The sequence below is a fragment of the Cecembia rubra genome (genome assembly GCF_003014575.1).
Taxonomy (GTDB): domain Bacteria; phylum Bacteroidota; class Bacteroidia; order Cytophagales; family Cyclobacteriaceae; genus Cecembia_A; species Cecembia_A rubra.
Genome location: NZ_PYGF01000004.1, coordinates 18361 through 30602, shown reverse-complemented (window position 1 = coordinate 30602; position 12242 = coordinate 18361). Strand labels below are relative to the sequence as shown.

The window sequence follows — 12242 nt, the reverse complement described above, 5'->3', positions numbered from 1 at the left end:
CATTTACAAAAAGCAATGCCATCAAACGATGGCATTGCTTTTTGTTAAACTTAAGAGCAAGTATCTACACCGATTCTTTTTACATCTTGATTCCATGCATTGCCGAGCATATCCATACAATAATGCTCAAAATTTACCTGACAACATATCCATCTCGTGCCATCACCTGGATCAACCGATGACTGAGCTTTTGATTCTAATTGAAAGGAAATCATTGACCCTACAAAGGCCAGTGCAAAACCTATTTTTTTCATCTTAATTAGGGTTAAATTGAATAAATGGTTTTGGCCAAAACCAAAAGCTAAACTAAGCTTTCGGTTCAAAATTATTATTATTATTATTTCCAAATGATATCCAAAATAATATTTTTTTGTTAAAACGGGGATTAAATAGTTGAAATATAATTAATTCAAGAATTAAAAAAATACTCCCAGTTTTCCCGTCAGGCTATTGAAAATATAGGCCTCTTCTCTGAGGGAAGAGAAACCGGGAGGTAGGCCAGGGATAGATATTCCATCGCTTTTGCTTCCTTCAAAATAATAGGCCTGCTGCCTTCTGTAAGCCAGGGAAATGGAATAGTCCCGTTTCCCGGACTTGGTTTTCAATCGGATTCCGGCCAGAGGGCTCAATAATAATCCTCCTTCATACCACAATTCCGAGAATTCGTTTTTTTCCCTTCTATTCAAAAAAGCAGCGGCATGCCCAATGTCCAATCCTGCATAGGGTACCACTTTTTTGTCATGGTCCAGAAAGCCCCTCCATCCAAAAGCAATAGGAACAAGGTTTATTCCGGGATAAGTGTCAAGCCCAACTGAAATTCCGACTGCATGGTGTTTGTCAACTTTCACTCCCAAATAATTTTGGATGGAGAGATTGGTTCTATTGTCCAGGCTATTGTCCCAGTTTTGGACCCTGCCCAGCATCGGTCCGACTTCCAGATGATGAATAAATGCCCGTTCTTGGGCATTTGCTTTGCCCAGAAAGAAAAAAGCCAAGACAAGAACCGGTAAATTTATTTTCATGCCCATTTTTCCAAGATTAGAAAGTCCATTCAATTGCCTAAACCACAATGGGATTTTTAACCTGTATACAGCTCAATGGCTTAAGTGAATGAGGGGTGGAATAATCAAACTGACATACTCCTTCCGGCCCAATGATGATGAGGGATTTGGGGCCAGGAATGATGTCCACAGAAGGCATGCTTTTCAGGAATTCCAATTGGTTTTGGTCCACTCTCAAAACATCAGCCACATTAAAACTTTTCAGACCATGCCTGCCCTCAGCCAGGTAAAGGTAATCCCCTGTAAGTGCAAGACCATGAGGATTGAGCATGGGATAGGCTTTGACCAGTTTGGGAAGATAGGGGTTTCTGATATCCACCACCTGAAGTTCATCTACTCCCATCCTGCAGAACATTCCCCTCCTTAAGGTCACAAAGGCATATTCTTCATTGACTACTACTGGGTCACAGGCTGTAATATGTTGATACACTGCCATCTCTTTTGGTAAGCCTGGGTTACTGGCATCATAGATATGCATGCCTGTATTAGATCCTATGAAAAGTTTTTGCTGAAAGGGAAAAATAGTCTCAATACCCCATCCCAAGTGAATATTTTTAAGGTGCTTGGGTTGAGTTGGGTCCAAAACTTCAAAAACGCGGAGGCTTTGCTCATCCACCGCATAAAGGTGTCCGCTCATTAAAGTAAATCTTGCCATAGACCCTCCTTGTCCATAGCTTTGGGATTCTCCACCTCTTGAACCTGAAAATGCCACATCTGCATTGGCCAACATCCAAGGTCTCCCCCAGCCCCACATAAAATCTGATTCTGCTGTCAATAAAGTGTCTTTAAATGTCCGAATGGTACTTTTTTCAATATCCACCAGCATGTGTTCAAAGACATTTTCTACCCTTTTTACCAAATTGATATTTCTTATGTCTTTAATGTCAAAGGCCAATAGATCCACATAGCTGTCAGCGTAAAGAATGTCCGAATTGATGGCCAGGTCCACATTTCCCGGAATATTGATAAAGTTGATCTGAAGTGGAGAAGTAGGATTGCTGTTGTCCACTATGTGAATTCCTTTTTGGGGTTCATTGATAAAAAGGTAATCCCCATAAAGGTAAATCTTTCCGGGATTGTCCAATGGTTTTGATGGTTCTATGATGATGTCCTTCTCCCTTATGCTGTTCATTTCCAAAAATACAGGAATCATGGCCCTATAGGTGTAGGTGCTTTTGACCTCATCTTGGCAGGATGGCAGCGTCACAAACATTGTTGCTGCAATTAGAAAGAATACAGGCCAGCTGAAAATCAACTCTAAACGCTTCTTCATGGCAATTTTGGTTTGGTTGATGAAAGTATTTGCCACAAGACGCAGGGGAAGTATGAAATGCTACAAAGTCTTGGAATATTTTTTAAATTCCTTCCAGATTTTCTTTCATATGCCGTTCGAAGTTATTGAACAGCAGTAGGTATTTATGGATTATATGCTGGGTTAGTTCTTTCTCTTCGATCTCTGCATAGATAGGATCATATTTGATTCTTTCTATGATCATGTCCAGCCATCCTTTTCCATCATCAATAAGGTCTTCGTTAAATGCTTCTATTGTGGCATCCCTTGGGCCCGAAAATGCAGGCCGTCCCATTTTTTTAAAGTATTCTTCAATAGTCTTTAGGGCGAGTTCATGGGTGATCTCAAAAGACCTGATGATTCGTTTTTGTGACTTTTCATTCAGATCTTGTTGCTTTCCAATCCTGATCAGCTCCTGTAATTCATCTAGAGATTCCTGGAAATCAAGGAAGCATTTTTCGCAGGTGATAGGAAGGGTTTTCATAGGATTTATTTTATTTCAATATAGGAAATTTTTCTACATTTTCTCATTGATTTAGCAAAAGAGGCCGGTATGTTTTTTATCTACCGGCCACTTTCAGATTGATTTGGCTGTAGTTTTGGTTTGTTATTTTTGGGGACATAAGGTTTTATCTTACACTGTAGGATTGCATAAAGGGTTGTCCGTTCGGTGTTACACCTTCCAGCATTAACCTCCCACTAAATTTTTCCAGAAATTTCCCAACTGACTCGGGATTACGTGCAGGCTCACCATTGATTTGTGTGATTACAAATCCATTGTTCAGGCCAAGTTCTCTAAGATATCCGCGGGTCATGCCTGTTATTTTTATACCATGGCTTATACCCAAACGGTCCCTTTCTATAGCATTAACTGCCTCTAGCCTGGCACCTAATAGGTTGGAACTGTAAAACTCCCTTCTCAGTACTCCTGTACCACCTTCCAGGTTTTGAAGGGTTAGTTGGGCCGTTCGGTTTTCTCCGTTTCTTTTGTATTCTATCCTTATTCTGTCACCAGGGTAGTAATAAGAAAGAATTTCCTCAAAACTTCCCTTACCTGTGAGTCCAAATCCTTCAATCCTGGTAATTACGTCATTTTTCTGTAATCCAGCTTTTTCTCCGGCTCCATTTCTGATGACATGGGTCACTATTACTCCATCTAGGGAGTTGGTTTTCATTTCCTCTGCTAATTCAGGCGTAATTTCTACCACATCAATTCCCGGAATGGCTTTTTGTACTTCTCCGAATTTGATCAGATCATTGGAAATCTTCATAGCGATATCAACGGGAACAGCAAAACCATAACCTGTGTAAGAACCTGTTCTGGATAATATAGCAGTGTTGATACCTACCAATTCCCCCCTGATATTTACCAAAGCTCCTCCGGAATTGCCCGGATTGATGGGGGCATCTGTCTGAATAAAGGATTCCAGAGGGAATTCCCCGCCAAGAATATTGATCTGTCTTTCTTTGGCTGAAACGATTCCAGCTGTAACAGTAGATGTAAGGTTGAAGGGGTTGCCCACTGCTATCACCCATTCCCCTATTCTCAGATCTCTGCTGCTTCCGATTTTTATGGCGGGTAGGTTGTCCATGTCTATTTTCAAGACTGCCAAGTCTGTATTTTTGTCAGTTCCGATCAATCTTGCCTGGTAAGTACGTCTTTGGTGCACTACTTCAATGGTTTCTGCTCTGTCAATGACATGGTTGTTGGTAACAATGTAGCCATCTTTGCTGATGATTACCCCCGAACCTGTACTTACCCGCTGTGTCGGTCCTGTCCCAAAAAAATAATCGAAAATACTGTACCTCCTTTGGTCAGTTCCGGAAAAGTTTTTGATAAAAACAACGGACGGGGTACTTTTCTCAGAAGCTTCAACAAAGGAAATAGGGGTGTTGAAATCCCTTATATTGTTGTTGTCTGACTCATATTTTACCTGGTATCTGGGTTTTTCATTGCTGTTTTCTAACATCAATGTTCCTTGTACTGGTTTTTCCTGAAATTGCTGGAAGGCCCATGAGCCCGCTAAACCCGCACAAAAAGCCAACAAGATAATTTTTGCGTTTTTCATCATATCCTGCATAACGAAATATCGGTTTTTTGGGTTAAACCTTAAGATAAATTATTTAAGCGATCAAATTACCGATAATTGTGCCAAATTCGCCATGTCATCAAAAAGACATAAAAATTACAAGGAAGAAAGAATTTCCTTGTAATTTTGTCAGATTGTATGGGTGAGGAAAAACGTTTATTCCCCAAAACAGTATTTTATTTCATGTCAGAAAAGAAACATGTAGCCATTCTTGGCTCTACAGGAAGCATAGGAACCCAGACTTTGGAAGTGATTAAGTCACATCCTGATAAATTTGAGGTGGAAGTGCTGACTGCCCAAAATAATGCGGACTTATTGATCCAACAGGCATTGGAATTTAGGCCCAATTGCGTAGTGATAGTCAATGAACTTCATTATCAGAAAGTTAAAGATGCTTTGCTCCATACGGAAATAAAAGTATATGCAGGAGAGAAAGCCCTTGCCCAAGTTGTTGAAATGGACACCATTGATGTTGTTTTGACTGCATTGGTGGGATATTCAGGACTATTGCCTACCATCAAAGCAGTGCAGGCAGGGAAGCAGATTGCACTTGCCAATAAAGAAACCTTAGTGGTAGCAGGGGAATTGATTACCCAATTGGCAAGGGAAAATGGGGTAAATATCTATCCGGTGGACTCTGAGCACTCTGCCATTTTCCAGTGTTTGGTGGGAGAGTTCCATAATCCTATTGAGAAACTTATCTTAACCGCTTCGGGAGGGCCATTCAGGGGAAAGACAAGGGAGTTTTTAAAGTATGTAACCAAAGAGCAGGCTTTGAAACATCCCAATTGGGATATGGGAGCGAAGATCACGATTGATTCTGCATCTCTAATGAACAAAGGACTGGAAGTCATCGAGGCAAAGTGGTTGTTTGGAGTAAGTCAGGAAAAGATAGAAGTAATAGTCCATCCCCAGTCAATTATCCATTCTCTTATTCAATTTGAGGATGGATCGATTAAGGCCCAACTTGGGCTTCCAGATATGAGGATTCCTATTCAGTTTGCCTTGACTTATCCAGAAAGATTGAAGGCTGATTTCCCAAGATTTGATTTTGCGAAATATCCCAGTCTGACATTTGAACAACCTGACGTAGATACTTTCCGTAACTTAAATTTGGCTTTTCAGGCAATAAAACAGGGAGGAAATGCACCTTGTATATTAAATGCAGCAAATGAGGTTGCTGTGGCCGCATTTTTGCGGGATGAAATAGGATTTCTGGAAATGTCAGATTTGATAGAAGAAACCCTTCAAAAGTCCTGCTTTATTGAGCATCCAAATTTGGAGGAATATATAGAAACGGACAAAATGTCCAGAATCATTACAGAGCAATTAATTAAGAGTAAAGTATAATGGATACACTGATTATGGTGGCCCAGTTGATTCTGGGTTTGTCGATTTTGGTCGGCTTGCATGAGTTGGGACACCTACTGACTGCCAAAATGTTTGGTATGCGTGTAGAAAAGTTTTCTATAGGGTTTCCCCCAAAAATAGCAGGGTTTAAATGGGGTGAAACAGAGTATTCCATAGGGGCAGTTCCATTAGGGGGATTTGTAAAAATCTCCGGCATGGTGGATGAATCTATGGATACTGAGCAGCTTGCTTCAGAGCCCCAGCCTTGGGAATTCAGGTCTAAGCCTGCATGGCAGCGTTTAATCGTGATGCTGGGAGGTATTATAGTCAATGTCATTACCGGTATTGTGATCTTTGTAGTCCTGGTTTACCAAAAAGGTGAAACTTATTATTCCAGAGATCAGATCATCGAACATGGTATAGTGGCCTATGATATTGGCAAAATGATTGGTTTCCAGGATGGGGATAAGATTTTAGATATCAATGGTCAGCCATATAGAAGCATCAATGACCTGAGTTCTGGTGAAGCGTTACTCAGTAGTGATGGTTTTTACACTGTAGAGCGCAATGGTGAAATCATTCAGATTGATATTCCAAGAGGCTTTATCAATTCTTTTTCTTCAGAAGAAAGTATGTTGCGTTTTATCAATATCCGCACTCCTTTTGAAGTAGGGGACGTAATGCCTAATTCCATAGCTGCCAAAATTGGAATCCAGCCGAATGATAAAATTATTGAGGTGAACGGAAATCCTGTCAATTACTTCAATGAACTACAGGAAGCATTGGCAGAGGTAAAGGGAAAAGAAACATCCTTACTCATAAATAGAGCTGGACAACAATTGGAAAAAAGTGCTGAAATAAGTTCTGAAGGTACAATTGGAATTATAGTAAGTCCATTGGTAGAACCTGTAGTTCAGAAATATGGTATTGGAGAATCCTTGGTAAAGGGGACACAAAGGGCATTCGGCGTAGTTATTGTCAATGCCAAGGCTTTGGGTAAAATGTTTACCGGGGAAGTTTCGGCCAAGAATGTCTCTGGACCTATAGGAATGGCAAAAATTTATGGTTCTAAATGGGATTGGGTTAAATTCTGGAGCATTACCGGGCTGATATCTATGATCCTTGCCTTTATGAATCTGTTACCTATTCCGGCATTGGATGGGGGGCATGTGATGTTTCTGCTTTATGAAATGGTTTCTGGCCAAGCCCCTTCTGATAGGTTTTTGGAAAATGCCCAAAAAGTCGGAATGGTATTGCTCTTGGCCCTGATGGTATTTGCAATCGGTAATGATATCTTAAAAATTTTCACTTCCTGAATATTTCATGGGTAAATTCTGATTACCAAATTGGAGGCAGTAAGAAGTTGCACTTTCGGGTTGTGGAAGAACCAAATCCTGCCAATTTGTACCATATTAAACATTGGCATATACATTGATTTTATTAGAAGAACCTTCTTAAATTGAGGGTTCTTCTTTATTTTGATATTAACATGACATTTCGACTGTCATATTGTCCTTTATGAATCATTTCGCAAACCAATTATTTCAATCACTCATGACGGGAGATTACGCTGCTGAAGGGGATCTGATCCAACTGATTACAGATGATGAAGATGAAAGTCTCTCCCAACAAGAAAACTATTCTGAAGAAATTCCCATACTTTCAGTGCGCAATACAGTACTTTTCCCTGGCGTTGTAATTCCCATTACAGTAGGAAGACAGCGTTCCATTAAGTTAGTAAAAAAGGCCCAGAAAGGGGATAAATTGATAGGGGTATGTGCACAGGTCAATCATCAGAATGATGATCCCTCTTGGGAAGACATCTATCATGTGGGTACTTTGGCAAAAATTATTAAAATGATTGTATTGCCTGATGGCAATACCACGATCATTATCCAAGGTAAAAAACGCTTCGAGATTACAGAAACCCTTTCAGAGGACCCTTACTTTATGGCAAAAGTCAGGTACTTGGAAGAAAATTTCCCCAAGAATTCCAAGAAAATCCAGGCTTTGGAGGAGTCTCTCAAAGAAGCCGCTTTGAAAATTCTGCATCTCAATCCTGAAATCCCCAGGGAAGCACAGGTGGCGTTGGACAACATTGACAATACGCCCTTTCTGACCCATTTCCTTTCTTCCAATATCAATGCACCTGTAGAAGCCAAGCAAAGGTTATTGGAAATCAATGATGGGGTAGAGCGAGCAACTTTACTGTTGGAATTCATGATGAAGGATATTCAGATGTTGGAAATCAAAAGTGAAATCCAAAAGAAAGTCCATACAGATATCGACCAGCAGCAAAGGGATTATTTCCTTCGTCAGCAAATGAAGGTCTTACAGACCGAACTCGGTGAAGAAGGTCCTGAAAAGGAGGTAGAGGAACTCAGGGCTAAAGGTGCCAAGAAAAAATGGCCTGAAGCTGTATCTAAACATTTTGAAAAAGAGCTGGATAAAATCCTCCGAATCAATCCTTCTGCGGCAGAATATCCCATAGCGCTGAATTATGCTGAGACTTTGGTGGAATTGCCATGGAATGAGTTTACTTTAGATAACTTTGATCTGAAGCGGGCTAAAGACATTCTGGATAAGGACCACCATGGACTAGAAAAGGTAAAAGAAAGGATCATAGAATATTTGGCTGTACTTAAGCTTAAAAATGATTTGAAAGGTCCTATCCTTTGTCTATATGGACCTCCTGGAGTCGGTAAAACTTCTCTGGGAAAATCTATTGCCACTGCCTTGGGAAGGAAATATATCAGAATGTCCCTGGGAGGTGTCCATGATGAGGCAGAAATCCGTGGTCACAGAAAAACTTATGTAGGTGCGATGCCCGGAAAAATCATCCAGAACATGAAGAAAGTGAAAACTTCAAATCCTGTTTATGTTTTGGATGAAATAGACAAGCTGAGCTCAGATTTCAGGGGGGATCCATCTTCGGCTTTTCTGGAAGTTCTTGATCCTGAGCAAAACAGTACCTTCGTGGATAACTATCTGGAGGTGGAATATGATCTTTCCAAAGTATTGTTCATTGCTACTGCCAATTCCCTTGATACCATTCAACCTGCCTTAAGGGACAGAATGGAGATCATTGAAGTTACCGGCTATACCCTTGAAGAAAAAATGGAAATTGCTAAAAAGCATCTCATTCCAAAACAAAGGAAGGAACATGGAGTCAAAGCCAATCAAGTTTCATTTGAAAAATCAGCTATTGTAAAAATCATTGAGGATTATACCCGCGAATCCGGAGTAAGGAGTTTGGAAAGGGCTATTGGGAAAGTCATACGGAATGTGGCCAAATCCATCGCAATGGAGGAGGAATATGAGAAAAAAATTACCCCAAAAGTGGTGCGGAAAGTACTTGGTGGTGAAATTTTCGATAAGGAAATCTACCAAGAAAACAGCATAGCCGGTGTAGTGACAGGGCTTGCTTGGACTTCTGTAGGTGGTGAGATCTTATTCGTGGAAGCCTCCCTCAGTAAAGGAAAAGGGAAATTGACACTTTCCGGACAATTAGGAGATGTAATGAAAGAGTCAGCTGTGACTGCCCTTTCTTATCTTAAATCAAAAGCTGACAAGCTGGGCATAGATTACCGCATCTTTGACAATTATGATTTACATGTGCACGTGCCTGCAGGAGCTGTTCCTAAGGATGGTCCTTCAGCAGGAATTACCATGCTTACAGCTATGGCTTCCATTTTTACCCAAAGAAAAGTGAAGGCCAAAATAGCCATGACTGGAGAGATAACCCTTAGGGGTAAGGTGATGCCTGTAGGTGGAATCAAAGAAAAGATCCTAGCTGCCAAAAGGGCAGGGATTAAAGAGATTATCCTTTGTGAAAAAAATAAGAGGGATATTGAAGAAATCGACGAGGAGTATATCAAGGGTGTCACGTTCCATTTTGTAGATAAAGTTGAGGAGGTGCTTGATATTGCACTTCTCAGATCCAAAGTGGAGGATCCTATGTTGTTTACTTTTCCTAAGGAATCCAGAGAGGAATACAAAGATTAAAATAGGGTTTTGGGCCGGGGAAATCCGGTCCAAAATTTCTTAATGGATCAGCTTTTTTGAATAAAAAAGTTCTAAAGCTAAGTTAGACCTTTGGAAAGCAATCCCAAGGGTATCAAGCAAGTAAATCTTCAAGAAATGAGAAACGATATCAATCATTTGACCCCAAAGCAGATTGTAGCTGAATTGGATAAATATATCATTGGACAGCATGACGCCAAAAGAAATGTGGCTATTGCACTCAGGAATAGGATACGCAGGATGAATGTGAAGTCTGATATCCAAAAGGATATTGTACCCAATAACATTTTGATGATAGGGTCCACAGGTGTGGGTAAGACGGAAATTGCCCGTAGATTGGCTAAAATAGCCAATGCCCCATTTACCAAAGTTGAAGCCTCAAAGTTTACTGAAGTGGGGTATGTCGGCAGGGATGTAGAGAGCATGGTCCGTGACTTGGTGGAGCAATCTGTCCATTTGGTAAGGGAACAGAAAAATGAATCCGTTAAAGAAAAGGCAGCTGAAGCAGTGGAAGAAATTATCCTGGATATCTTAATTCCTCCTGTAAAATCAGCAGGTTTTACACGTCCCGGAACTTCAGTTTCAACTGAATTCAACCCAGATCAGGCATCAGAAGATGAATTGAATGAAAGGACAAGGGATCGCTTCCGCGAAAAACTAAAAAATGGTGAGCTTGAGGACAGGAAAATTGAAATCAATGTCAAGCAATCTCCGCCTGTAGGTGTAGGAATGATAGGTGGGGGCATGATAGATGATGCGAGTATGGCAGGGCTTCAGGATATGATCAGTGGAATGATGCCCAAAAGAACAAAGAAGCGAAAGGTTAGCATTGCTGAGGCCAGGAAGATCCTCATGGAAGAGGAGACTGGAAAGCTTATTGATTTTGATGAAGTAAAAGAGGAAGCGATCCGCTTGGCAGAAAATAACGGAATTATTTTTATCGATGAAATTGACAAAATTGCCTCAAAATCAGGGAAGGGCAGTGGAGGTCCCGATGTAAGCAGGGAAGGGGTTCAGCGTGATCTTCTCCCAATTGTAGAGGGGAGTAGTGTAAATACAAAATATGGTATTATCAATACAGATCATGTTCTGTTCATAGCTGCGGGAGCTTTCCATGTCAGCAAACCATCTGACCTGATACCCGAACTTCAAGGTAGGTTTCCTATCAGGGTAGAGCTGAATTCACTGACAGAAGAAGATTTCTTCAGGATTTTAAAAGAACCCAAAAACGCTTTAACCAAACAGTATCAAGCCTTGTTTGAGGCGGAAGAAGTGTATTTAGATTTCAATGAGGAAGCCATTAGGGAGATTGCCAAATTGGCCTTTAAGATCAACGAGGAAGTGGAAAATATCGGGGCAAGAAGGCTACATACGGTCATGAGTCATTTGTTGAATGATTTCCTTTTTGAAGTTCCAGATACCATTGAAGCCAACTCTAAAATAATGATTACCAAAGAAATGGTTCAGGATAGATTGAGCTCATTGGTGAAGAATAGGGATTTGTCGCAGTATATATTGTAGAAGCGAGAGACGAGAAGCGAGAGTTTAGAGACGAGAGGCAAGAGATAAGAATTTCAAAAGTTGGATTTCGTAAGTTAAAGTGATTTTGAAACCGGTACTTTTGAAGAAAATTAAAAAATTCCCTGAGGATGCAAAGAGGTGCAAACTCAGGGAATTTTTATTTTAAAGGGGAAAAGGGAAGTGTTTGTAGGTAAACAGAAGTGATTTTTTGTACAATAGGCCCCATTTCTTCAGATCTGTCCCTTACCATGATCCACACTGGGTCTTCACGGAAACTATCAAAGGATTTTTTGGCGGCTTTTTCGCTTTTATGTGCCAATAAATAAACCAATTTAGCCTGTGATCCATCTTTTTCTACAGTATGCCAATACATGACATTTGTCATGCCGTGTTTTTGGAAAAGTTCTCTGGTGTAATCCCTAAACCGGGCATTGATATTGTCCAGTTTTCCAGGATGCATGTAGTAAGTCCGAAGTTCAAATATTCTTTTTCCTTCATTTTGCCAGCGGATGATTTCCGGGTTCAGTTCAGGGGCAATCTCCATAAATACCTGATCGACTTTGGCTACTAATGGGCCATTGGCTTCAGATGCTTTATATGCAGCCTGCCATTCCGGATCATTGGCAAATTTATTCCATAAGACGTCCCTAGAGGTCTGATCCGGATAAGCCAGAATGAAAGTAAGGGTATTGTTGTTTTCGTCTGTAGGAATAAAATAAGCGATATTTTCGATCCCATTCTTTTCAAACAGTTTCAAGGTATGATCCTGAAACCGCTTAATGAGGTCATTTCTTTTCCCTTCATGGGTGGTATATGTACGCATTTCAAAATACCGGGTATCTTGTCCTAATGAAAACTCACAGACAAGTAAAAGAAAAGGTAAGAAAAGAATTATCTTTTTCATTG

General features: G+C 40.5%; 10 protein-coding genes. 4 read left to right on the top strand and 6 right to left on the bottom strand.

Going from position 1 to position 12242, the window contains the following annotated elements:
- Window positions 1–50: 50 nt before the first annotated feature.
- The 5 genes from CLV48_RS08805 to CLV48_RS08785 form a co-directional block, all read right to left on the bottom strand.
- Window positions 51–254, bottom strand: a complete 204-nt coding sequence (locus CLV48_RS08805; RefSeq protein ID WP_106566913.1) for a hypothetical protein — start codon at window positions 252–254, stop codon at window positions 51–53.
- 162 nt (window positions 255–416) lie between these two features.
- The gene (locus CLV48_RS08800; protein ID WP_146140083.1) at window positions 417–1022 is read right to left on the bottom strand and encodes a hypothetical protein; all 606 of its coding nucleotides are present in this window, start codon (window positions 1020–1022) and stop codon (window positions 417–419) included.
- A gap of 37 nt (window positions 1023–1059) precedes the next feature.
- Window positions 1060–2334 (bottom strand): LVIVD repeat-containing protein, encoded by a 1275-nt coding sequence (locus tag CLV48_RS08795; RefSeq protein ID WP_106567159.1) that lies wholly within the window; start codon window positions 2332–2334, stop codon window positions 1060–1062.
- Window positions 2335–2416: 82 nt separating this feature from the next.
- Window positions 2417–2836: a nucleotidyltransferase substrate binding protein gene (locus tag CLV48_RS08790; protein ID WP_106566911.1), complete on the bottom strand. Its 420-nt coding sequence runs from the start codon at window positions 2834–2836 to the stop codon at window positions 2417–2419.
- Window positions 2837–2981: 145 nt separating this feature from the next.
- Window positions 2982–4433 (bottom strand): trypsin-like peptidase domain-containing protein, encoded by a 1452-nt coding sequence (locus tag CLV48_RS08785; protein ID WP_106566910.1) that lies wholly within the window; start codon window positions 4431–4433, stop codon window positions 2982–2984.
- A 192-nt stretch (window positions 4434–4625) separates the two neighbouring features.
- Between CLV48_RS08785 and CLV48_RS08780 the strand changes: the two genes are divergently transcribed.
- From CLV48_RS08780 to hslU, 4 genes are all read left to right on the top strand, one after another.
- A complete protein-coding gene (locus tag CLV48_RS08780; RefSeq protein ID WP_106567158.1) occupies window positions 4626–5792 on the top strand; it encodes a 1-deoxy-D-xylulose-5-phosphate reductoisomerase in 1167 nt (388 codons plus the stop codon).
- Window positions 5792–7108, top strand: a complete 1317-nt coding sequence (gene rseP, locus CLV48_RS08775) for an RIP metalloprotease RseP (RefSeq protein WP_106566909.1) — start codon at window positions 5792–5794, stop codon at window positions 7106–7108. Before CLV48_RS08780 ends, rseP begins: the two co-directional genes overlap by 1 nt.
- A 202-nt stretch (window positions 7109–7310) precedes the next feature.
- Window positions 7311–9797 carry an endopeptidase La gene (lon, locus tag CLV48_RS08770; RefSeq protein ID WP_106566908.1) on the top strand — a complete coding sequence of 829 codons (2487 nt, stop codon included), beginning with the start codon at window positions 7311–7313 and terminating at the stop codon, window positions 9795–9797.
- Window positions 9798–9932: 135 nt separating this feature from the next.
- On the top strand, window positions 9933–11336 hold the full coding sequence (hslU, locus tag CLV48_RS08765; protein ID WP_106567157.1) for an ATP-dependent protease ATPase subunit HslU: 1404 nt from the start codon (window positions 9933–9935) through the stop codon (window positions 11334–11336).
- 157 nt (window positions 11337–11493) lie between these two features.
- Here the strand turns inward: hslU and CLV48_RS08760 are convergent, their stop codons facing one another.
- The gene (locus CLV48_RS08760) at window positions 11494–12240 is read right to left on the bottom strand and encodes an NIPSNAP family protein (RefSeq protein ID WP_106567156.1); all 747 of its coding nucleotides are present in this window, start codon (window positions 12238–12240) and stop codon (window positions 11494–11496) included.
- Window positions 12241–12242: the final 2 nt, after the last annotated feature.